The organism is Clostridioides sp. ZZV14-6154 (assembly GCF_020657785.1).
Lineage (GTDB): Bacteria > Bacillota > Clostridia > Peptostreptococcales > Peptostreptococcaceae > Clostridioides.
Genome location: NZ_JAGWCY010000002.1, coordinates 463,695 through 488,398, shown reverse-complemented (window position 1 = coordinate 488,398; position 24,704 = coordinate 463,695). Strand labels below are relative to the sequence as shown.

The 24,704-nt window shown below is 28.4% G+C and carries 18 protein-coding genes and 1 riboswitch; of the genes, 3 read left to right on the top strand and 15 right to left on the bottom strand.

What is annotated here, in order from left to right; translation table 11 throughout:
* Positions 1 to 134: 134 nt before the first annotated feature.
* The 4 genes from KGF45_RS08675 to KGF45_RS08660 form a co-directional block, all read right to left on the bottom strand.
* Positions 135 to 1,277, bottom strand: coding sequence for a peptidylprolyl isomerase (locus KGF45_RS08675; RefSeq protein WP_227828879.1), 1,143 nt, complete (start codon positions 1,275 to 1,277; stop codon positions 135 to 137).
* 110 nt (positions 1,278 to 1,387) lie between these two features.
* Complete coding sequence (locus KGF45_RS08670; RefSeq protein ID WP_227842231.1) at positions 1,388 to 2,620, bottom strand: hypothetical protein; 1,233 nt, start codon at positions 2,618 to 2,620, stop codon at positions 1,388 to 1,390.
* Positions 2,621 to 3,136: 516 nt separating this feature from the next.
* Positions 3,137 to 3,694, bottom strand: a complete 558-nt coding sequence (locus KGF45_RS08665; RefSeq protein WP_227828881.1) for a hypothetical protein — start codon at positions 3,692 to 3,694, stop codon at positions 3,137 to 3,139.
* Positions 3,695 to 3,726: 32 nt separating this feature from the next.
* Positions 3,727 to 5,253, bottom strand: a complete 1,527-nt coding sequence (locus KGF45_RS08660) for an FAD-dependent oxidoreductase (protein ID WP_227842228.1) — start codon at positions 5,251 to 5,253, stop codon at positions 3,727 to 3,729.
* Between the two features lie 342 nt (positions 5,254 to 5,595).
* Between KGF45_RS08660 and KGF45_RS08655 the strand changes: the two genes are divergently transcribed.
* On the top strand, positions 5,596 to 6,990 hold the full coding sequence (locus KGF45_RS08655; RefSeq protein ID WP_227828883.1) for a metallophosphoesterase: 1,395 nt from the start codon (positions 5,596 to 5,598) through the stop codon (positions 6,988 to 6,990).
* Positions 6,991 to 7,403: 413 nt separating this feature from the next.
* On the opposite strand, the gene KGF45_RS08650 is transcribed toward KGF45_RS08655, so the two are convergent.
* The 4 genes from KGF45_RS08650 to KGF45_RS08635 all read right to left on the bottom strand — a co-directional run bounded on the left by KGF45_RS08650 (position 7,404) and on the right by KGF45_RS08635 (position 12,989).
* On the bottom strand, positions 7,404 to 9,326 hold the full coding sequence (locus KGF45_RS08650; RefSeq protein WP_227828884.1) for a PTS fructose transporter subunit IIABC: 1,923 nt from the start codon (positions 9,324 to 9,326) through the stop codon (positions 7,404 to 7,406).
* 39 nt (positions 9,327 to 9,365) lie between these two features.
* Positions 9,366 to 10,283: a 1-phosphofructokinase gene (pfkB, locus tag KGF45_RS08645; RefSeq protein ID WP_227828885.1), complete on the bottom strand. Its 918-nt coding sequence runs from the start codon at positions 10,281 to 10,283 to the stop codon at positions 9,366 to 9,368.
* A gap of 175 nt (positions 10,284 to 10,458) precedes the next feature.
* Positions 10,459 to 12,237 (bottom strand): BglG family transcription antiterminator, encoded by a 1,779-nt coding sequence (locus KGF45_RS08640; protein WP_227828886.1) that lies wholly within the window; start codon positions 12,235 to 12,237, stop codon positions 10,459 to 10,461.
* 11 nt (positions 12,238 to 12,248) lie between these two features.
* Entirely contained in the window at positions 12,249 to 12,989 is a 741-nt protein-coding gene (locus tag KGF45_RS08635) for a tyrosine-protein phosphatase (RefSeq protein WP_227828887.1), read from the bottom strand.
* A gap of 290 nt (positions 12,990 to 13,279) precedes the next feature.
* Here KGF45_RS08635 and ytvI point away from each other — a divergent pair, with 290 nt between their 5' ends.
* Positions 13,280 to 14,341: a sporulation integral membrane protein YtvI gene (gene ytvI / locus KGF45_RS08630; RefSeq protein WP_227828888.1), complete on the top strand. Its 1,062-nt coding sequence runs from the start codon at positions 13,280 to 13,282 to the stop codon at positions 14,339 to 14,341.
* A 66-nt stretch (positions 14,342 to 14,407) separates the two neighbouring features.
* Here the strand turns inward: ytvI and KGF45_RS08625 are convergent, their stop codons facing one another.
* Positions 14,408 to 15,661, bottom strand: a complete 1,254-nt coding sequence (locus KGF45_RS08625) for a flagellar protein FliS (RefSeq protein ID WP_227828889.1) — start codon at positions 15,659 to 15,661, stop codon at positions 14,408 to 14,410.
* 107 nt (positions 15,662 to 15,768) lie between these two features.
* On the bottom strand, positions 15,769 to 17,886 hold the full coding sequence (locus tag KGF45_RS08620; RefSeq protein ID WP_227828890.1) for a DNA topoisomerase III: 2,118 nt from the start codon (positions 17,884 to 17,886) through the stop codon (positions 15,769 to 15,771).
* Positions 17,887 to 18,310: 424 nt separating this feature from the next.
* Positions 18,311 to 18,399, top strand: a riboswitch (glycine riboswitch).
* Positions 18,400 to 18,586: 187 nt separating this feature from the next.
* On the opposite strand from KGF45_RS08620, the gene KGF45_RS08615 reads away from it, so the two are divergent.
* Positions 18,587 to 19,954: an alanine/glycine:cation symporter family protein gene (locus KGF45_RS08615; RefSeq protein ID WP_227828891.1), complete on the top strand. Its 1,368-nt coding sequence runs from the start codon at positions 18,587 to 18,589 to the stop codon at positions 19,952 to 19,954.
* A gap of 180 nt (positions 19,955 to 20,134) precedes the next feature.
* On the opposite strand, the gene KGF45_RS08610 is transcribed toward KGF45_RS08615, so the two are convergent.
* From KGF45_RS08610 to KGF45_RS08590, 5 genes are all read right to left on the bottom strand, one after another.
* A complete protein-coding gene (locus KGF45_RS08610) occupies positions 20,135 to 20,782 on the bottom strand; it encodes a class II aldolase/adducin family protein (RefSeq protein ID WP_227842226.1) in 648 nt (215 codons plus the stop codon).
* A 17-nt stretch (positions 20,783 to 20,799) separates the two neighbouring features.
* A complete protein-coding gene (gene araD, locus KGF45_RS08605; protein ID WP_227842223.1) occupies positions 20,800 to 21,486 on the bottom strand; it encodes an L-ribulose-5-phosphate 4-epimerase in 687 nt (228 codons plus the stop codon).
* 68 nt (positions 21,487 to 21,554) lie between these two features.
* Positions 21,555 to 22,484 carry a transketolase family protein gene (locus tag KGF45_RS08600; protein WP_227842222.1) on the bottom strand — a complete coding sequence of 310 codons (930 nt, stop codon included), beginning with the start codon at positions 22,482 to 22,484 and terminating at the stop codon, positions 21,555 to 21,557.
* A 2-nt stretch (positions 22,485 to 22,486) separates the two neighbouring features.
* On the bottom strand, positions 22,487 to 23,302 hold the full coding sequence (locus tag KGF45_RS08595; RefSeq protein WP_227842220.1) for a transketolase: 816 nt from the start codon (positions 23,300 to 23,302) through the stop codon (positions 22,487 to 22,489).
* 20 nt (positions 23,303 to 23,322) lie between these two features.
* On the bottom strand, positions 23,323 to 24,381 hold the full coding sequence (locus tag KGF45_RS08590; protein ID WP_227828896.1) for a galactitol-1-phosphate 5-dehydrogenase: 1,059 nt from the start codon (positions 24,379 to 24,381) through the stop codon (positions 23,323 to 23,325).
* Between the last annotated feature and the right edge of the window lie 323 nt (positions 24,382 to 24,704).

Sequence of the window (24,704 nt, the reverse complement as noted above, 5' to 3'; positions counted from 1 at the left end):
TTTATAATTTCATTTTTGAGCGATTTAATTTTATGGAAAAATAATAAAAGCTGTTTAAGTTCTCTATTTAAGAACAAAAACAGCTTTTAGATATATATATTAATATTTTCTTCTTTTTAATAAATTGACTTATTCTATTGCTTTGCTTTCATTTGATATTTATCTGTAAGTTTTACGTTGTATTTTTCCTTTAAATCATTTATAAGTAAGTTTTGCTTTTCTGATGTTAAAGTACTTACTAAATCTGATTTTACTTCTTCAAATGGTTGATATTTTTCATCTATTTTCTTAATTATATGGTATCCATAATCACTTTCTACAAGCTTACTAGATATTTCTCCTTTTTTCAAAGCAAATGCAGCTTTTTCAAAAGATTCTACCATTTGACCTTTCCCAAAGAATCCTAAATCTCCACCTGATTCTGCACTACTATCTTCAGAATACTTTTTAGCTAGAGTAGCAAAATCTTCTCCAGCTTCTGCTTTTTTAAGTATTTCTTCTGCTTGTTTTTTAAGTTCAGCTTTTTTACTATCACTGACCTGTTTACCTTTATCATCAACAGTTTTTATTAAAATATGTGAAGCTCTAACTTGTAAATAATTGCTCTTGTTTTTATCATAATAACTTTGTGCATCTTTATCTGTTACCTTTGATGCTTCATTTAAGTATTTGGATGCTATTAGTTCTTTTTTCATATCGTCTTTTATATATTTCTCAGTCAAGTCAAATTGCTTTAGAAATTCTTCTTTTGTCATTCCCATTGCAGATTCTATACTAGACATTAGATTATCATATTGAGCATTTAATTCGTCATCAGTTATGCTTATCTTTTCTTTTGCTGCTTCTGAGGATAATATATCTGATGTAATCATAGTCTCAATCATATTTGATTCATACGAACGTATTTCATCATCACTCATAGTATTTTTTGCATTTAAATAAAATAATGGCTCCATTCTTTTTCTTAACATTTCCCCTGTAATTTTTTTATCCCCAATAGTAGCTACTACTTCATTACTATTATAACGCTTTGAAGTAGCTGGTAATTTTCTTCCAGCTTCTTTTCCAGAGACATAGCCTCCACCCAAGCAAATTGCCCCTACTGCAACAATTGCTATAACTGCTTTAAGTTTTTTACTACTTAATTTTATTTCTCTTTTCTTGACTTTGTTGTCAGTATTTGTTTCACCTGACACATCATCTTGTTTAGAACTTACATTTTCTGAATTTTTAATTTCATTCAATGTATTCTCTTTTGAATTTTTTTCTTCAGACATTAATATCCTCCTTAATTTTAATTGTACAATACTTCACTTTTATTATTTTACATTAAAATAATATTAAATGTGTGAATCAGAAATGAAACTCTCATGAATTTAAAATGAAATTAAATATTTCTTAAACTATATCTTATGAAATTTCTTCCTATTTTTGTATCTCCATACTTTAACATTTGTATAACTTCATTTTTTTCTTTTTGCAAATAAATAGAACATTCTTCTAACGACTTAAATATCTCTAATACTTCGCCTTTTTTATTTACTAATTCAATCTTTTTCTTTCCACCTCTTTTGATTATAGACTTATATTTTTTAAAATATTCATCGTATTCTTCATCAATACATTCAAACTTATAATTCATTTTTATTGTTTCAATCTTATCATTAGTTAAAATTTCATTTCTCTTTTTATCAGAAAGTCTTGTACTAAATATTTTGTCATTAAGAATATTAAATATCTCAGATGGAGATTTACTATTTTCTAGATAGCTCCATTCATTTTTACAGTATTCTTCTACCTTTAACACTTTACTTAAATAATTTATAGCTTCTCCAAAGTAATCCATATATCCATATTTTAAATTTTCTCTTATGTAGCCAAGTGGTACCTTAAGATTTTTACTACATTGAATGTGAGTATCAAAAATCTTCTCTTCTTTAGTATATAGGTTTATTGCTTTTATACTTCTTCCTCGTCTTATTTTTATTTCTTTTATGTAATTTAAATCTTCTTCTGTCAAGTATTCATTTGTATCACTTACTTGTTTTTCTTCAACTTCAATAGTGTCTGTTACTAGAATATTATTTTCACTTTGGTCAATTTCTTCAAGTTCTTTAGAATCTGTTTTTTTACTTTCAAGCAGTATTTCTTTTTTATTTAATTTGATAAATTCCTCAGTAATAAACACTTCTTTTTTATCTAATTCTGTGGTATTTTTATTAATTAGTATTTCTTCGCTATTTATACTTTTCTCTGCTATTTCCGTATCATCAGTTTCTATTTCTACTTTATTTAAAGTTATATCATCATCATTAACTATTAATTCTTCTTTGTCATTATTTATTATTAATTCTTCTTTAGATAAGACTTTGTTTTTATTATCATATACTACTTCTTTGCTTAACACTTCATCTTCTTTATCAGACAAATGTTCTTCTTGGTTTAAAGACTCATTTTCTTTACTTACAACTTCCTCTTTACAGTATAATACTTTTTTTTCGTTATCAATTAAATTTTCTTCATATAAAATTTTTTCATTTTTTAATATTATTTCACCTTCTTCTTTTGCTTCCTCAACTTTTTGTCTCTTTTTCATAATACCAAACCACTTTTTTAACACTCAATGTTCCTCCTAATACTTTATCTACTCTTTATATTATCACATAAAATATTACTATTTTTAACAATTCCTTAATTTTTAATTACTTACAAATATAAAAATTATATTTATATAATTTATTTTTAATTACTTGTCAAAAATTCATCAACATCTGTAACCATAAAACTTTTATAAAACCCTTTTATCAGCCAAAAATATAGCCTTTATTTCATAGTAATTATATCATGTTTTTATAATATATTATCTTTTTTAAATTTTTTACTTCTTAATACTATTAAAGATACAATTTATAATATATTTTATCAAATAACAACAGTATACTAACACAAGTGTGACAATACTAGATGTTGTAAATTATGGCTAGTAAAATAGGATAAAATACTTTCTATTTATGGAGTAAAATTTATAAAAAATGTGAAACGTAAACTTTACATACAATAAAGAATGGATTTAATTTATCACATAAGTTCTTAAAACTTCATATGACTAATTAAATCCATTGCAATCAATTTTAAACTATGCATTTGATTTTTTTATTATAAAAGGAATAGTTATAATTGTACCTATTAAAGCATCTACCATATCAATCATAGTATCTTCTAGTCCCCCAGCTTGTGTAGTAGTCCCAATAAAAGTATCCATTAGAAATTCACCTATTTCCCACAAACTAGCCACTCCCATACTAAACATAAATACAAATATAACTAAAAATATTTTACTCATCTTACTTACATCTTTCTGTATATAAAAATATTTAATTGTAGAAAATGCTACAATACATGATATTATACCCGACCATAGATGTAAAAAATCATCATAATAATTTATGTCATAAAAATTAAAACAAGTCCCTAATAATGATGCAAACATTATAAATAATGCAAGTACAATATATAATTCATTGCTCAAAAGTCTTTTATTTTGCCTATTTAAAATACTCAGTATAAAAGTACCAATTAAGCTGATTGCTACTAAACCTACACTTCCAAAAGCTCTATTTGTAGCAAAAAATATGGCACATAAAACATATACTATATAAAGTAAAATGGTTATTGGCTTTAAAAGTTTATTCATAAATAATTTACCTTTCCAAAACATTCTATATTCTATAATAACTTAGGATTAACATCATTATCGCCATGACCATAAAGTTTTAATGGCTTAAGTGCTGGACCTTCAAGTATATTTCCCTTATAGTCAAATCTTGAACCATGACATGGACAATCCCATGTTTTTTCTTCACTATTAAAATTAAGTTCACATCCTAAATGAGTACATGTGGTATCTACAATATAAAAATCTCCTCTATCATCTTTGTAAACACCATATCTTTTTCCATCAATGTTAACAATCTTTCCTTCACCACTACTTTTAGGCATATCTCCACTACCTATTTTTAACTTTCCAGTGACATAATTCATTGCTACATTTGCATTTTCCTTTATAAAGTCCTTTGAAAAATAACTACCTAATCTTGAAGGATTGAAAGTATCTTTATAGTCAGAAGTTTTATTTATTATTAAATCCTTTATTATTATTCCTGCAGCAGTTCCATTAGTCATTCCCCATTTAGAAAATCCTGTAGCTACATAAATATTATTCTCTCTTTTATTGATATAACCTATATAAGGAACATTATCAAAACTCATATTGTCTTGAGCAGACCATTTATATTTAAAATCTTCCACCTTAAATACTTCTTTACCATAACGCTCTAAATCATCAAATATTTCTTCTTCAGTTCCACCTTGACCAACTTTGTGGTCTCCTCCTCCAAAGATTAATAAGCTGTTACTTTCATCATTACATTGTCTAAAAGTTATTGCTGGGTCATCTATACTTATAAATATACCCTCTGGCAATTCATTTTGTAGGACTGCAACCATTAAATAAGCACGTTCTGCATATTCCTTTGCAAAATAAAAATTCAATCCATCATACCATGGACTATGAGATGAAATTATAACATTTTCAGCTTCTATTATATTATTATCTCTAGTCTTAACTCTACATATAGCTCCTTTTTCTAGGTCTACTATTGGCGTATTTTCATATATTTTTAGACCTAAATTTACTGCTACTTCTGCCAGACCATCAACATATTGCTTTGGATTAAATTGACCTTGATTAGAAAAACGAATAGCTCCTTTTACATCTAATGGAATATCATTTATAGTTTCATGATATTCGCAATCTATATCTATTTTTTTACATGTACGATATTCATCTTTAATATCCTTTATAGCTTCTTCCTTCTCTGTAAAAACAAAAGATGGAATCCTTTGGAAATCACATTTTATATTATTTTCACTGATTATTTTCTCAATCAATTTTAAAGCTTCATTATTTGCATTATAATATGATTTAGCTTTATCTAATCCATATTTTTTCTCTATTTTAGAATATACTATATCATGTTGACAAGTTACTTTACCAGTATTTCTTCCTGAAGTTCCATATCCTATTTTATCAGCTTCAACAAGCGCTACTTTTTTACCTTCTTTTGCTAATAGATATGCAGTTGTTAATCCAGTTATTCCTCCTCCTACTACTAGACATTCTACTTTTATATTCTCACCTAATTTTTTATATTCTTTGGGACTTGAATTTAAAACCCAATACGATTCATTCATTTTAAATACTCCTTTACATGTTAAATAATAATAGTTTTTCCATCATAGAGTTTATTTATTATAAATAATATAAAAAAATAAACACAAGACTATAGATTATTTGTTTATCATGTTCTCAAAGATGCTATAGTTAACCAATCTTATTATATAATTTAAAATTCTTTTGAGATTACTTTTAATTGATTTTTCTTTAAGGAGGTTTATTTTTCTCTCTATCAATTTATATGTCTATGAAATATATAGTTGATTTTTATATAGTAATATATTACCATTGATATTGTAGGAGGATTATGTAGTTAATGACACTAAAACAAATATTCAAAAAAATAAAATGGAGGTTTTATGAAAAACAAAATAATTATAGGCATTACTTGTTTATTTATATTGCTAATGTCTGGGTGTACTTCAAAACATACAACAGAAATAAATGTATTAGCCACTACCGATTTACATGGTAACATCCCTTATGAGTTAACTTCTTATGTAAGGAAACAAAGAGAAAAAGATAAAAATATAACTTTAGTAGATGCTGGAGACTTCTTTGACCGTGGAGTAGCTTTAGGTAGTAGTATGGATGATTATTCTAATGCTATGCTTAAAGATAACAACAACAAAACTGAAAGCTATATTGAAACTCCTATTTCAAAGGACATGAAAGAAGTCGGTTATGATGCTGTAGTTCTTGGTAATCATGAATTTATCTCCCTTAATAAATATCATTTAGATAATATGATATCTGATTTTGAAAAACAAAAAATAGATGTATTATCAGCTAATACTTATAAGAAAAATGGGGATAGCTATACAAAACCATACATAATAAAAAATATTGATACACCAGAAGGAAATGTAAAGCTAGGAATTCTTGGACTTACTATAAAAGAAGTTGGTGAAGGAAAACAGCTAAATGAAAATGGAGAACTTGTGGATTCTAAATCTTTAGAGCTAAAAGACCAAGAAGGTTATGATGGTGAACTATATATGAATGATTTAGTAGAAGATGCCAAAAAGTGGGTAAAAATCATGGAAAAAGAAAATCCAGATATAATAGTAGCTGTTGCACACACAGGTGAAAAGCCTAAAAAACCTAAAAATCCAGGTAATAGAATACAGGATTTAGCTCAACAAATTGATGGTATTGATGCGATAGTTGCAGGACATAATCATGTTCAAATTGAACAACACGATTATAAAAACACATCGGGAGAAAAGGTTATAGTTACTGAACCAGGAAAACATGGAGAATGTATTTCTAAAATTAACTTTAAGTTAGAAAAAAATAAAGATAAATGGAGTGTAGTTGACAAATCTAGTGAGTTAGTTAAATTTGAGAAAAATGAAGAAGATGAGAAATTCGGACAATTCGCTTCTTCACTTATGAAAGCTAGTGAAAACAACAATGAAATAAGACTAGCAAAGGTAATGCCTCCTGAATGGGATAAAATATTTATCTTTAAGTCTGGAACATCAGCAAACGATATATATAAAGCTGTAGGATATAAATGGAGAAATATATCTTCTCCAAAAGATAGAGATATGGTACAAATTGTTGTTATGAACAATAATAAGCCTGTTACTTATCTATATGGAGAATCAGAGCTTATGCCACTTAGTATAAAATGTGATGAATCAGAGTATAAAGACAATGTTGTGACTATTTATCCTAATAAAAATGATAAATTCAAAGTTATAAAAGGTGAAAGAAAATATGGTATTGATTTAGAGCATATAGAGTAGAACTAAATTAGCAAGACTCTAGTGACTAAGACTACTAAAATATATTATAAGTTATGTCAGCTAGCTGACATAACTTATAATATATTGTGAAAAATTAAAATGAGTGATTTGAAACAAATAAATGTAATTAAAAAATATAAATACACCAAATTATTTAAATTTACATATGAATAAAATTAAACAAAATATGTAATGTGTAGATAATTTAATAATAAAATTGAAACCATCAGAAAAATTTTAATCTTTGTTAATTATAATATTCTAAGTAATATATTTATTCTAAAAAAAGTGAGTAAACTCTGTATATCAGACTTAACTCACTTTTTTATATAAACCCTTATCTTAGGATAATTCAGTAATGTATTAAATTTTATAAAAAGTCATATTTTTATTTATTAAACAGATTTTAGTTATTATGCTCTTTGATTCAATGGTTTTTTAAGCAGTGCTAAAAGCATCATTCCAACTATAGCACCTACAATTATAGCTACTATATATCCAAGAGGATGAGTAACTACTGGTATAACAAATACGCCTCCATGAGGTGCACGAAGAGCTGCATTAAATAACATACTAAGTGCTCCTGCTACTGCTGAACCTCCAACACAAGCTGGTATAACATGAAGTGGGTCTCCAGCTGCAAAAGGTATTGCTCCCTCTGTTACAAATGATAACCCCATTACATAGTTAACTTTACCAGACTCTCTTTCTTCTTTTGTAAATCTATTTTTGAAAAATGTAGTTGCAAGAGCTATCGCAAGTGGTGGAACCATACCACCAGCCATTACTGCTGCCATTATTTCAAATTGCCCTGATTCAAGCGATGCTACACCAAATACATAAGCTGCTTTATTTACAGGTCCACCCATATCTACAGCCATCATTCCGCCTAACACTAATCCTAAAACTATTTTTGAAGTTCCACCTAAACTATTTAGGAATCCAACCATAGCATTATTAATTGCTGTAACTGGAGGTATTACTAGAAATGTCATTATAACACCCATCAAAAGAGTTCCAAATAAAGGATATAATAATACTGGTTTTATTCCTTCTAATGAAGTTGGTAATACGTTAAATATTTTCTTAAGTCCTTCTACTAAATATCCTGCTATAAATCCTGCAAGTAGTGCCCCTAGAAAACCTGAACCACCATCTCCTGCAAGAGCTCCTCCTACAAAACCTACAACAAATGCAGGTCTATCAGATATAGAATATGCTATATAACCTGCAAGTACAGGTAACATAAATCCAAATGCTTTATCCCCAATTCCCTTAAAAAATGCTGCTATTGGTGTATTTGAACCAAAATGTGAAGGGTCAATAGAGTAATCATCAAGTAAGAATGCTAAAGCTATAAGTATACCTCCACCAATAACAAATGGCAACATATTAGATACACCATTCATTAAATGCTTGTATACTTTTCTAAATCCACTTTCACTTTCTTCACCTGATTCGTTGTGACTTCCTTCTCCTACTCCATGATAAATTGGAGCATCTCCATTTACAGCTTTATCTATAAGTTCTTCCGCTTTGTGTATACCATCAGCAACCTTAGTTTTTATAACTTTTTTGCCATCAAATCTAGCCATTTCAACATTTTTATCTGCTGCTACTATTATACATGTAGCATTTTTTATCTCTTCTTTTGTAAGTCTATTCTTAACTCCTGCTGAGCCATTAGTTTCTACTTTTATAGAGATACCTTTACTTTCAGCCATTTTATTTAAACTTTCAGCTGCCATAAATGTATGTGCTATTCCTGTTGGACACGCTGTTACTGCTAAAACTTGAGGATATTTACTAATATTTTTATCTTTATTATTTACAGTATCTTCTTTACTAATTTCTTCATCCTGATATTCTTCACTGAATTTTTCTCTTTCTTTTTTATCTATTATTTCTTTGAATTCTCTTGCTGAATTTGAATTTATAAGTTTATTTCTAAAATCCTCATCCATAAGTATTGTAGATAATCTTGATAATACTTCAAGATGTGTATTATTAGCTCCATCTGGTGCAGCTATCATAAAAAATAAATTTGACAAACTTCCATCAAAAGATTCATAATCTATACCTTCCTTTGATACCGCAGCTGCTATACAAGCTTTGTCAACTGATGTAGTCTTAGCATGAGGAATAGCTACACCTTCTCCAATTCCTGTTGTACTCATCTCTTCACGGGCTAAAATTGCTTTCCTATAGTTTTCTTTATCATTTAAATTACCACTATTTGCAACTAAATCAACTAATTCTTCTATTACTTCTGGTTTGTTTTTTGACTTTAAATTTAATTTAATTGATTTTTCATCTAATAAATCTATAATTTTCATAAGTTCTCATTTCCTCTCTATATATTTTTTGGGTTATTTTTAAAATCTTTTAACAGATATTTCGTTTACTAATTTATCAATACATTTTCTTTCAGCTAAATCATATGAAAAAGCAGTTGCACTCCCTGAGGCTGCACCTAATTTAAGAGCATAATCATATTCACCAGTACTTAGATATCCAGATATAAATCCTGCTACCATAGAGTCTCCTGCTCCTGCAGAATTTTTTACAGTTCCTTTAGGTACATCACTTATAAATACTTCATTATCTTCTGTAATCAATAATGCTCCATCTTTACCCATGGATACTAAAACATTTACAGCTCCCATTTTTTTTAACTTTTTAGCATACTTTACTATATCTTCATTTGAATTTAATTTGACATCAAACATTTCCTCTAGTTCATCATTATTAGGTTTAATTAGGAAAGGCTTATATTTTAAGACATTAAGAAGAAGATTTTTTGTTGCATCTACAACAATTTTTATATTCTTTTCTTCTAGCCTAGACATTATATTTTCATATAATTTTTCATCCAAAGTGGACGGTATACTACCTGCCAATATTAAAATATCATCTTGATTTAATTTATCAAGTTTTTTATATAATAGGTTGATATATTCATCACTTATATTGGGTCCTTGTCCATTAATTTCGGTTTCCTCTGACACTTTTATTTTTACATTTATTCTTGAAAAACCGTTTTTCAATTTTATAAAGTCTGTCTTTAATTTTTTTTCCTCCAATGTCTTTACTATATATTCACCAGTAAAATCACTTATAAAACCTAATGATGTATTGTCATGTCCAAGTTCTTTAAGTATACAAGATACATTTATACCTTTTCCTCCTGGATAAACGTATTCTTCATTTACACGATTTGTGCTTCCTGTATTTAATTCATCTAATTTAACTATATAATCTATTGATGGATTTAATGTTACTGTATAAATCATTTTGCCACCTCTTTTTATTTATTTATCTTATGTTTAATATCTTAACTCCATATTAATATTCCTGAAAGTCAAAAAATTTCTCTTAATTAAAAGAGAAATTTATCGTTTTCATCTTATTTAGTTTTATATTATCCAAATTTACATGTGTATATACAGCACCATGTTGTATATATCTCTATTTAAACATGTTTACAAATTTTTCGAAATTGCTATTTTCACATATGCTTATAACTTTTGCTATAGAATCCACTCTTTTGTATATGTTTGAAAATATAACTTCATAATCTAATATTTTATCTTTATCAAGTGCCAACATTATTATTAAGCGCACATCTGATATTTCCCAAGCAATTGGTTTTTTTAGTATTCCAATTGCTATTTTATTATCAAAAACCTTTCCAATAGCTCCATGTGGTATAGATACCATGTTGCCTATTTCTGTTGTTGCTATTTTTTCTCTCTCAAAGTAAGAGTTTTTCATATCATCATCTATATAACCTTTTTGTACAAGTTCACTTGCCATAAAATCTATAACTTCTTCTTTATATTTAAAATCTAAATCAGTAAAAAACAACTCACTATCAAATAAGTTTTTTATATCTAAATCCAAATATACATTGCCTGTTTCTATATATTTTTCAATTAATTTAATTTCCTTTTCACTCAACATTGGAGATATGTTTATTACTGGTATATCACCTATTTCAATAGGTACAGTAGATATTACAAAATCAACATCTATAACCTTTACATATTCAACTAGATATGAAGGAATAATTTTTAATATTTCTAGCTTTTCTCTAAATATATTATCTAATTTAGCTTTTATTAACATTGAGGTGCCTATACCTGATGTACAAACTATTATCGCTTTGAAAACCTTATCTTTATTATTATAGGATGCTCTCTCAATAGCACCTCCTATATGTAGAGCTATATTTGCAACTTCATCTTCGTTGATTTCAATTTTTAAATCTTGTTCTATTGTTTTTTTAGCTATATTAGCTAATTCAAACGCAAATGGATACTTTATTTTAATATCTTGTGCTATTATAGGTGATTGATTCATGCCTAACTTTATTTTCTTACACAAGCTACTGATATGCTTATATAGATATTCTTCAAATATATCATCATGACTTATATCTATTGATGTAGCTAGCTTTAAATTTTTACAAAACGTTCTTATTGAATTTATTATAATTTCTTTGTACTGTTCATTTTCTAATATTGAACTTCTCTTGTAGCTATAGGTTTCTACATATTCCTTTATAAATTCTTTTTCATCATACTTATGCCTGCTCAAAATAACTAATATATTATTTAATACATTCTTAAATTCTATATCAGTTAGTACTAATCCATTTTCATTTAATACATCTAATAGTATTTTTTTTATTATTAACTTTTTTTCTTTTATATCATCATTTAAAAAATCATTTAGACTGAGTTGATTGTCTCTCTTATTACTTAAATCAATTATACAATTTAATATCTTATCTTCATTTTCAGAAATACATATACCTTGTTTATGCTTAGATTTAACGGAAATTGAATACTTATCCAATATCCTCTTTACTTCTTTTAAATCATTTTTTACTGTTGAAACACTTACATACATAGAATCTGCTAAATCTTCAAGCCTTATAGTATTTTTTTCTTCATTGCTTAAAGTTAGTATTTTTCTGATTATATATTCTACCCTATCTACATCATCATAAAGGTTACTATTTAAATTCACTTCATCAAAGCTTCCCTCTAACTTATAACCAACACCTCTTATTGATAAAATTTTACCATTTTTAAGTTGTTTGTTAATATCCTTTATTTCATTTTGTATAGTCTTTGAAGAGCACCCTATTTCTTGGCTTAAGGCAAGTCCACTCATTGTATCTTTTGAATTTAACAGTATCTTTATTATATTTATCTGTCTAGCGGTTATATTTAAACTCATAAAATCACCTTTTACTCTAGATATTGATTTCTCAAATTTTTTATCTCTTCTTTATTTAAATTAAATTCTCCATATAGATACTCTTCTACACTATTGTATTCCTCATCAATTCTTCTAAAAGCTGTCTTCATATATTCTTCATTTACACCAAATATATAATTTAATCTTGCTTTTGGAATATGTTTAAATTTAGGTTTATATTCTATAAACCTTTCTATTTCCTTGTCTGCAAACTCATTGCTTTTTAGATAATCTTTCATTATATTTTCTCTTGATACACCCAAAATCATAAGAATTATAGCACTTCCTACACCAGTTCTATCCTTACCAGCTGTACAATGATTTAGTATTGGCAAATTAGAGTAATCTTTTATAAGTTCTACTAGTTTTTTATATGAAGGGTTATTTACAGGTAGATTATAATAGCTATTATTTAGCATATTAAACGCACCATCTTTTTCAAATAAGCCATCAATCATATCTTCTATAGAACCAAAACGACCTCCTGATTCTTCTAATTCTCTCATTGCGGGAATTCTTATATTTTTTATATTTGATATTATTGTTGATGGATGTTTACGAGCCTCTTCATCACTTCTATAATCAAATACGTATTTGATATTTAATTCTTTTAAAACCTTTATATCGTTCTTACTCAAATTTGATAATTTTGCAGACCTATAAAATAAACCATACTTTACAGTTCTACCATCCTCTGTTTTATTTCCACCTAAATCTCTAAAGTTTTTCATCTTACCACCTCTTAAAAATTATCTATCATATGATAAGTTATCTACTATATTTAGCTCAAACATTATAAATTAATTTTATCACAATTTTATGCTATTTATTTAAAATATTTTTTCCTATCTGCTTATTAATTGTAAAATACAAAAGTATATCTTTATACAAAATTAACCTAAATTTTACATAATTTATTTACTACATAGAAGCTTTATAGTTTATAATCAATATACAGTAGTATTTTATATAAATAAGACATATTTTAGAGTACTATTAAATACATTGGAGGTTTTATATTATGGACATTCAAAAACAAAAGAGCTTTATAATTAAATTTACATATGTAGTTTTAATAGCAAGTATTATATATGTTGTGTTAAAATTCTTATTTCCATTATTGATGCCTTTTGTGATTAGTTTTATCATTGCCTTTATTTTAAGACCTATTATAAAACTTATTACAGATAATACAAACTTAAATCGTACATTTATTTCTGCGGTAGTACTTTTAGCCTTTTACGGATTAGGAATCTTTTTATTAATTAGTTTTGGTGCAAAAATATTTGCAAGTATAAGCGACATATTTTTTAGACTTCCTGACATATATAAATCAGGTATACAGCCAACACTAAATACTTTATTTTCTAAGATAGATGCTAGTACACCTAATGTTAATCTAGCATTGATACTTGGTTGGGATAATATCAGTCAATCTATGATGTCTTTAGTTGCCTCTATTTCAACAAATGCACTTAATGCTATTGCAAGTGTTGCAAGTAAAACCCCTGCATTTATGTTGAAACTTATTATAACTTTAATTGCTTCTTTTTTCTTTACATTTGACTATCAAAAAATAGTAAACTTTATTTTAAGACAGTTTCCAGAAAAGAGTCAGTCGATGATAATCAATATAAAAAATAGTAGTATCAATGCTATTTTAAAATTGCTAAAAGCATATGCCATACTACTATCAGTAACATTTGTAGAACTTCTTATTGGTCTTAATATCCTACAAGTTGAAAATGCATTTACTATATCTGTCATCGTTGCGCTTGTTGATATTTTACCAGTATTAGGTACAGGAAGTATCTTAACTCCTTGGATGATTATTTCATTAATCAATGGTAATATACATTTGGCAATAGGACTTTTAATACTATACATAATCATAACTGTTGTTAGACAAATATTGGAGCCAAAAGTAGTAGGACAACAAATTGGTCTGTATCCTTTAATAACCCTAATGTGTATGTTTGTTGGTGCTCAACTATTCGGAATAGCTGGATTATTTGGATTTCCTATCGCAGCTACAATCATTAAAAACCTACATGATAATGAGATTATTACTGCATTTAAATAACTTAAAATCAATATTTTTATTTAAACTTAAAATAGTGAGATATGTATTACACATCTCACTATTTTTCTACTTTGCACATATAGTATCAATCATTTCTTTATATTCATTTTCATTATTTAAAAAATCAATATTTTTAAATTTTTTTCGCATCTTCTCTTTAATTTCCAATGAATAAGATATCGTATATGGAAGAAATCTCTCTATTTTTTTTATATATTCTATAGAAAAAAATTCAGCATTATAAGCTATAGAAAACAAAATCAACATTAAACAATCATTTTTTATCATATCTGTTATAGCTTCATTTCTACTGTTAATTTTAAAGTTATCTATTAATTCAATAGTAAAGTTTATTAACTTATTTGCAATTTCATCCAATAACCCCTCTTTTGACATCTCTGTCATAATAGTTTTATGATTATACTTTAAGTCTTCTTTTATATCCTGTAAATCATCAGATATTTGTAATAAAAATCCATAACCAATACAAAACTTTATCTCTTCCTTTGTCATAAGCCCATTTATTAAATATCCATCTACTAAAACAGATGAACCTCCCTTTTCAGCAGAAATGGATAATATTTCATCTTTATGCAAATAAGTCTCTTTATCCTGCTGTTTTAAACTCTTTACTTGGCTTCTAAATATTAATAACAGTGACTCATATATTTCTTTGAAATCTTCTCTAGGATAAACCTCTTCAATATAATCTATCATCTGAGATACTTTACTTTCATGACAGTTATTAGGTTTAATTTGTTCTCCTAAGAGTCTTTTTTCTAACCAACTATTGAATAAAGTTTTATCTATTTCATTTGTCTTTGTATTATCTAAATAATTGTCTGTATATGGATATAACATACTATATGCAAAACTTGCTTTTGAATAATAAACATCTTTTCCAAATAATAATTGTAGCGCATTTGAAATCCATACATTCCTCATGGCCTGCATAATATCCTCTATAGGTAAATCATCATCAAATCCTCTAGCATCTCTAATAAATTGTTTTGTTATTTCTAAGAATTTTTTTCTATCTTCTACATTCATTTTCTCTAATTTAAAAATATTCTCTTTTTCTAGTGTTTTTTGCAAAAAAGCTTCACCTTTTTTTATCCACATTTTTCTTAAAACAACATCACTTGGATACTTTTCTAAATGAACTGATACTTTATCTATCAATTTATCTAATTCGTTTTCACACTTTTTTTGTGACTCTTCACTATATGTTTCTATTTCTTTACATAATTCAATACTTGAATTATTCCATATATCTTTACATTCGTCACAATAGTATTTAAACATATAATTTAATCTCATTTGACATCCCTACTTTCATGTCTAAACTATACCCTATATTATATCAGTACATATAACTAATATATAGTTAAAGTTGTGATTGTGTATAATATTACCATGAAAACTATTTATTTTTTCAACTTAGCTAAGGCTTCTGCAAATGGATTATTAAATACTTCTTGATTTTTATTTTGATTTTTTATATATTGATTAACATCTTTCTTTGATGCTTTCTTTTTTTCTTCTTGTTTTCTTTTATTAAAAGAGGATAATTTTTCTCTATACCCACAGCTACAAGTAAAAATTCTTCCTTCACCTTCACCACGAAGCTCTAATTTTTTATGGCAATTAGGACATCTTGAATTAGTTGTTTGTGATATAGTTTTTCTAGTATTACACTCTCTATCTTCACAAATTAACATTTTACCTTTCTTACCATTTACCTCTAGCATAAATTTTCCACATTCTGGACATCTATTTTTAGTTAAATTATCATGTTTAAATTTGCTATCACTGCTTTTTACTTCTAATACAATAGCTTTTGAATAATCTTTCATATCATTTATAAATGTATTTTTATTAAGCTTACCTTTTGAAATATCTAATAATTTCTTTTCCCATGATGATGTAAGTTCTGGTGTCTTTAAGTCCACAGGAACTAAATCTAACAGTTGTTTTCCTTTTGATGTTATATATATATCTTTATTTTTCTTTTCCATCAAAAATGAATTGAATAATTTTTCTATTATATCTGCTCTAGTAGCAACTGTACCAAGTCCACTTTTCTCCATAGATGTTAAAAGTGTGGCCTCATTTAAGTATGGTGGTGGATTTGTCTTTCCTGAAGTCATCTTTAAACTTTTAACTTTAAGAATATCTTTTTCCAACACATTTGGAATGCTTTCATACTCATCTTCATCATCCATATCTTTATAGCTTTCTTTCCAGCCTAGATTTATTACTTTATTGCCCTTAGTTTTAAATGTCTCACCCTCTATAGTTGCATTTATAGTTGTCTGTTCATATTCAAAAGGAGGACCTAATACTGCCAAAAACCTTTTTACAACAAGATTATATATTTTTCTTTCTTTATCTGTAAAATCACTCATAAACACTTTTTGCTCTGTTGGTATTATAGCATGATGGTCTGTTACTTTTGAATTATCAACAAAAGACTTATTAGCTATAATATTACTTTTCAATAATTTATTACAAACCTTTGAGTAATCACTAACATTTACAGCTTTTATTCTATCTTTTAATGTTCCAACAATATCCGAAGTTAGATACCTAGAATCAGTTCTAGGATAAGTAAGTACCTTATGATGTTCATATAGTTTTTGCATTATAGATAATGTTTCTTTTGCTGAAAATCCAAACATTTTATTTGCATCTCTTTGTAATTCTGTTAAATCATAAAGTGCAGGTGAATATTTTTTCTTATATGATTTATTTACTTCAGATATTTTAATATCTAAATCTTTTACTTTTTTTGAGACACTTTCTATCTTTTCTTTACTAAAAGTTGAGGAACTATTGTTTTTATCATTCCAAATAAACTTTATATCTGAATTGCCCTTTGTTGCAATTATCTCCAATCCATAATACTCTTTAGGCTTAAAATTTCTTATTTCTTCTTCTCTTTTAAGTATCATAGCAAGAGTAGGAGTCTGCACTCTTCCACAAGAAAGTTGTGCGTTATACTTTGTTGTTAAAGCTCTAGTTGCATTTATTCCAATAATCCAATCGGCTTCTGCTCGTGCTATTGCTGAATAGTACAAATTTTCATATTCTTTGCCACTTTTTAATTTTGCAAAACCTTCTTTTATTGCTTTATCTGTACTTGAAGAAATCCAAAGACGTTTTAAAGGTTTTTTTACTTGAGACTTCTCTATTATCCATCTTGCTACAAGTTCTCCTTCTCTCCCTGCATCTGTTGCTATAACTATTTCATCTATATCATTTCTGTTCATTTGAGCCTTCACTGTATTAAACTGCTTTCCACTTTTTTTTATTACAACAGTCTTTAGATACTTAGGAAGTATTGGTAAGTCTTCTAAACTCCATGATTTGTATCTTTCTCCATAACTTTCAGGGTCAGCAAGTGTAACCAAATGACCTAGTGCCCAAGTAACAACATACTTTGGCCCCTCTATATATCCATTTTTTTCATTTTTCGAACCCAAAACTTTTGCTATATCTCTTCCCACAGAAGGTTTCTCTGCTAGTACTAATATTTTTCCCATTTTAAAATACTTCCTTTCTCTTCATTCAATCTTACATTATACTTAAAAGTTAAATAAATGGCTTTCTTAATATTGTAACTATAATATTACCATAATTAAAACACTTCTAATTAATTATTTAATATTTTCTTGTTTTTTTATTCTAAACTTATATTTCACTTAATTTATACAGCTTCTATTTTGTTTGTTTTCACGTATATTCTTTTCATTTATAAGTTTATAATTCGTAATTAGACTTATATTTTTATATTTTTTCCTTGTTTTTAAATTTTTTAGTTGACAAAACACAAAAACTTATATTACTATTATTAATACAATAAGCTATGACAAATCAATATCCGGTTAAGATTTTATAGAAGAGTTGCCATATGGCACACCGAAGGAGTAACACTCTCAGGTACTTTTTAAAGTAGGACTGTAAAATTTACGGAACTCTGGAGAGACCCATTATGGGCGCCGAAGGGGCAAGGCATTTGTGCTCAATCTCTCAGGCAAAAGGACAGGGATTATCTACCAAAACTAGTATTATTAATACTTTTATTTTGGTTGCTAATTAGTGTATATCCAGAGCTGAATCTATTTTAGATTTAGCTTTTTTTATTACACTAGAAATTATTAATAAATTATACTAATTTCCTGTCAATTACTTCATTAAAAATTCTATTGATTGTGTAAAGCAAAAAAATGAGGGAGTGTTTTTATGAATCTAATTGATATTTTAAACAAAGTTGATGCTTTTATTTGGGGACCGCCCCTATTGGTACTACTAGTTGGTACTGGTATATTACTTACTGTTAAACTTGGAGTTGTACAAATAACAAAACTTCCACGTGCCCTTAAGTTAATATTCGCTGCTGAAAATAAAGGTAGTGGTGATGTTTCAAGTTTTGCAGCTTTATGTACTGCATTGGCTGCTACAGTTGGTACTGGTAATATTGTTGGTGTTGCCACAGCTATTAAAGCTGGTGGACCTGGTGCACTTTTTTGGATGTGGATAGCTGCATTCTTTGGGATGGCTACTAAATACTCAGAAGGTGTCCTTGCAATAAAATACAGAACTAAAGATAAAAATGGTCAAGTATCTGGTGGACCTATGTACTACATAGTAAATGGTATGGGTGAAAAATGGAGACCTCTTGCAATATTCTTTGCTATAAGTGGTATATTAGTTGCACTTTTAGGTATAGGTACTTTTACTCAAGTAAATTCAATAACAGACGCTATCAATAGTAGCTTTGGAGTAGACCCTAGAATTACAGGTGTTGTACTAGCAGTATTTGTAGCTTTAGTTGTATTTGGAGGTCTTAAAAGTATATCTAATGTCGCTACTAAGATAGTACCTTTTATGGCAGTTATCTACATTGTAATCTGTGGAATCATTTTAATATCTTATTGGAATAAAATACCTGAAACTTTTGTATTAATAATTAAAAGTGCATTTACACCTACTGCTGCAACTGGTGGTTTTCTAGGTGCAACTATGTCACTAGCAATTAGAAATGGTATCGCTCGTGGTGTATTTTCAAATGAATCTGGTTTAGGTAGTGCTCCAATAGCAGCGGCTGCAGCTAAAACTGAGTGGCCAGCAGAGCAAGGGCTTATATCTATGACAGGAACTTTTATAGATACTATTATAATCTGTACACTTACTGGATTCTCTCTTGTAATATCAGGTGTTTGGTGTTCAGACTTAAATGGTGCTGTTATGACTCAAGCAGCTTTTGATGGCGCTATTCCTACATTTGGACCAATATTACTTACAGTTAGCTTAACATTATTTGCGTTCACTACAATTTTGGGCTGGAGTTATTATGGAGAAAGATGTTTTGAATTCCTATTTGGTGTAAAAGGTATGAATGGATATAGAACTGTATTTGTAGCTATGGTATTATTAGGTGCATTCTTAAAATTAGAAGTAGTTTGGGTAATTGCTGATATTGTAAATGGACTTATGGCGATACCTAACTTGATAGCTTTACTTGCACTATCACCTATAATAGTATCTGAGACTAAAAAATACTTTGAACATATAAATTCACCAGAAAATCAAATAAAAAGAAATGCATAAATAGAAATGTGTAAATAGAAAATATAGAGCCCCAAACCAATACAAGAATTGATTTAGGGTTCTATATTCTTTTTGTTTTAAATGAATATATCAAATTAAATATATTTCTTAAGAAATACTACACTATATAAAGAAGCCAATATCTATTTTAATTCATCTCTTTAATTCAAATCATCCTAATTAAAATTTTATTTCCTCTGGATATTTCCATTCTGCAAATTCATCAATATCTACTGCCTTAGGTTCTTTAAATTGATTTAATACTAAAGACCTATAGTATATTTCTGCTACTTCTTCTACATATCTCGATTTTAACAAAGCATCTTCAAGGTCATTACTTACAGTTGTCAATCCATGTCTTTCTAATAAACATGCATCCGTATCTAATAATAACTTTGAAACACTTTTGGCTAGTTCTAAAGTCCCTGGTCTTTCATATGGAGCAATGTCTACATAACCACCATAATTAACTGACTCATATACAATTGGTATAATTGGTTTATTTGCCACTGAAAATGCTGTTGCATATAGAGAATGTGTATGTGATACGGCATTTACATTTGCTCTCACTTTGTATATTTCAATATGCATTAGCACCTCACTACTGGGTTTAATACCTTTCTCAGCTTCTATTACATTCCCATCCAGGTCTAATACACAAATGTGTTCTGTTTTCAATTCTTCTCTTCCTATACCTGAAGGTGTTATAAGTATATATCCAGTATCCTTATCTCTAATGCTAAAATTACCAGCTTTTTCTTTACACAAACCATAATTCTCTGCTTTAATTGCTACTTCCACAATTTTAACTTTTAAAGATTTTAGCATAATTTACCTCCAGACAGTTATTTTTGGCCATAGTATGCATCTTTACCATGTTTTCTTGAAAAATGCTTGTTCATAAGTACTCTATCCATAGTATTCTCTGGACTCATTAATTCTGTATAATATGCCATCTTTGCAACTTCTTCTAAAACCACTGCATTATGAACAGCCTCTTTTGCATTTTTACCCCAAGTAAAAGGGCCATGGTCATTTACAATTACTCCTGGGCAGTGTATTGGATTTTTTCCCATAAATTCTTCAACAATTACATTACCAGTTTCTCTTTCATATTCACTGCTTATTTCTTCTCGAGTCATTTTTCTAGTACATGGTATACTTCCATAAAAATAGTCTGCATGAGTAGTCCCACATGCTGGTATAGATTTACCTATTTGAGCCCAAGTTGTAGCCCAACTTGAATGTGTATGTACTATCCCTCCTAATTCCTCAAACTCTTTATATAAAACTAGATGAGTTGGAGTATCAGAAGAAGGTCTTAATTTACCATCTACTATATTCCCATCTAAATCAACTATTACCATATCTTCTACAGTCATCTTATCATACTCAACACCACTTGGTTTTATTACTACTAGACCCTTTTCTCTATCTATTCCACTTACATTTCCCCATGTATAAGTAATTAATCCTCTTTCAGGTAATTCCAAATTTGCTTTTAATACTTCTTCTTTTAGAGTCTCTAACATTCTGATTCCTCCCATATTTTATTGATAAAATTTATGTTTAGTTTACTTTTATTATTGATTATATTTACTTAAAATGATTTTACAGTATTAACTATGTTTTCTACAGTCAATCCATAATAATTTAATAGAGATTCTGGATTTCCTGATTGACCAAATTCATCATTTACACCTATTCTCTTTACTACAACAGGATATTTTTCACTTAACACTTCTGTAACTGCAGAACCCAATCCACCTATTACACTATGTTCCTCTACAGTTACTACCTTTCCAGTATTTTTAGCTACTTCTACTATCAGTTCACTATCAATTGGTTTTATAGTTGATATATTAACTACTATAGCTTCAATTCCCTCTTCACTTAATAATTCAGCAGATTTAATAGCTTTTGAAACCATTATTCCAGTTGCAATTATAGCTACATCTGAACCTTGTCTAAGAATCTCACCCTTTCCAATTTTGAAATTATAATCATCATCATGTATATCTTCAGTAGTTGCTCTTCCAAGTCTTATATATACAGGTCCATTGTAATTTACAGCAGAAAATATTGCTTTTTTTGCTTCTATTCCATCAGCAGGATTTAGGATAACCATATTTGGTATACCTCTCATTAAAGATATATCTTCTATAGCTTGATGACTTCCTCCATCTTCTCCTACTGTTACTCCTGCATGAGTCGCTGCTATTTTAACATTTAAGTTTGGATATGCTACAGAGTTTCTTATTTGCTCATAGCCTCTTCCTGCTGCAAATATTGCAAAAGTACTTGCAAAAGTACTTGCAAAAGGTATCTTTCCACAAGTAGCAAGACCTGCTGCTGTACCAATCATGTCACCTTCTGCTATCCCCATATCAAAAAATCTATCTGGGGCAACTTCTTTAAATGATATACTTTTTGTAGCTTTTCCTAAGTCTGCATCCAATACTACTATATCTTTATTTTCTGCAAGTTCTTTTAACACTTGTCCGTAAGCTTCTCTAGTTGCTATTCCCATTCCTATAGACCTCCTTCTAAATCTTTCAATGCTTGTTCTGCTTGTTCTGCATTTGGAGCGGTTCCATGCCATGCAGCATTGTTTTCCATAAATGAAACACCTTTACCTTTTACAGTCTTAGCTATTATTACTGTTGGTTTTCCTGTAACTTTTTTAGCTTCATCTATTGCATTTCCTATTTCATCAAAACAATGTCCATTTATTACTATTACATTCCATCCAAAAGATTTAAATTTGTCATCTACTGGACTAACATTCATTACTTCTTCATTAGAGCCATCTATTTGCAATCCATTTAAGTCAACAAATGCAATTAAGTTATCTAATTTATAATGTGATGCTGTCATTGTAGCTTCCCATATTTGTCCTTCTTGAATCTCGCCATCTCCTAAAATAGTGTATACCATATAGTCTTTATTATCTAATTTACCAGCTAGTGCTATACCATTTGCAGCAGATAAACCTTGTCCAAGAGAACCAGTAGACATATCTACTCCTGCTACTTTTTTCATGTCTGGATGCCCTTGCAACTTAGAACCAAATTTTCTTAAACTCATTAAATCATTTTTTTCAAAATAACCTCTTTCTGCCAAAGTTGCATATAATGCTGGTGCAGAATGACCTTTTGATAATACAAATCTATCTCTATTTTCATCATTAAATTTTATAGGGTCTATATTCAATTTTTCAAAATACAATACAGTTAAGATATCTACTATTGACAGTGAACCTCCTGGGTGTCCAGACTTCGCTTCTGCTATACTTTTTATAATACTTATTCTTATGTTTTTAGCTATTTGTTTTAATTTTTCATTCATCTTTTATACCTCTTAAATTTTTATATTTCTACTAGGATTTTATTGAAATTTATTTCTCTGTTTGCCATTTTACGCAAAAATTCTCCTACTTCATTAAGACCTATTTTATGTGAAATCATTGGTGTAAAAATAATATCTCCTTTTCCCATAAAATCTAATGTTGCTGTCCATGCTCTTCCAGGATAAGGGCTTGTATATGAATTCCAAGAACCTTTCAAAGTAAGCTCTCCACGTAATATACTCTCAGCAGCTTTTGCACTAAGTGGTAATTCTGTGTGCGAAATTCCTACAAATACTATAGTTCCTCTTTTTTTTGCTATAAGTAGAGATTGCTCTTGAGTAAACCTACTGCCAGCAGTCTCTATGACAACATCAGCGCCACCATTAGTTATTTTTTTTATTTCTTCAATTGCATTTACTTCTTTTGAATTTACTATATAGTTTGCTCCTAAACCTTTAGAAAGTTCTAGCTTTTCATTAAAAATATCAACAGCTATAATTTTAGATGCTCCAAAAACCTTTGCCCATTGTAAAGCAAACTGACCTATTGGACCACACCCTAGTACAACTACACTATCTCCTACCTTAATATCTGCTTTTGCAATCCCGTGATATGCTATAGTTGCTGGTTCAATCCCAGCAGCAGTTTCATAATCTAAGGTATTTGGTAATTTTAAAATATGCTCTTCAGGAACTTTCACATACTCCGCTAAAGCTCCATTTACTCTTGTCCCAATTATATTGTAGTCATTACATAATCCAAAATTCCCTTCTTTACAATAACCACATTCTCCACAAGGAACTAATGGAGCAACAGCTACTCTATCACCTACTTTAATGTTCTTTACTTTTGACCCTATTTTAGCAACTTCGCCAGAAAACTCATGACCTAAAATTAATGGATATGCTGTACCTCCACTCAATCCACTAACCATAGACCTAGGTAAATCCGAGCCACATATTCCAACATATTTAACATTTACAAGTACTTCTCCATCTGTTATTTCTGGTATATCAACCATTTCATATCTAACATCACCTATATCGTATAGTACTGATGCTCTCATCTTATTTGCCATATAAACCTCTCCCTTCATGCTATACACTTATATATAGCAATATTTATGCCATACAAAAAACAAATAATTCATCTCTGCAAATACCTTATATACAAAGCATTTTGACAATATATAATACATTTTATAAAATCAAATTACATTATTGTATAAATGTAAAAAAGTATGTTTTAAATAACAAAATAAAATCCATAAAATTGATAGTTGAGTGCAATAAAACAGAATCCTAATATTTATCAAAATAAAAAGAAATCTACATTTCATTTATAGCTTTTCAGATAATCTCTGACACTTCTATAAAATCAACTATAGATTTCTTAATTTAT